The sequence below is a fragment of the Curtobacterium sp. PsM8 genome, from assembly GCF_030433875.1.
Lineage (GTDB): Bacteria > Actinomycetota > Actinomycetes > Actinomycetales > Microbacteriaceae > Curtobacterium.
Genome location: NZ_JARUXD010000188.1, coordinates 1 through 236 on the forward strand (window position 1 = coordinate 1; position 236 = coordinate 236).

Consider the following 236-nt stretch of genomic DNA (forward strand, 5'->3'; position numbering starts at 1 on the left):
CGCCAGGTCGACTTCCCCCGGGCCGGCGACAGCTGGGGACGGGGGGTCGGCGAGGACCGCTGGCTCCGCCGTGAGGACGCCGTGCTCTTCGTCGCCGACAACGCCGGCGGTCGATTGACGTTCACGCGGGCCGGGCTCTGGCTCGGCACCCACCGGGGGCCGGGCACCCGCGTCTCGGGCGTCCGAGGCGCCCCCGACCCGATAACCCCGCACCAGCACCAACACCGCCGCCCCGG

Annotated in this window: 1 protein-coding gene; it reads left to right on the forward strand. The window is 77.1% G+C overall.

Annotated features, from left to right (window positions below):
* Positions 1–236, forward strand: a 236-nt coding sequence (locus QCD68_RS17310; protein ID WP_301223906.1) for a hypothetical protein, incomplete at both ends; no start/stop codon positions are given.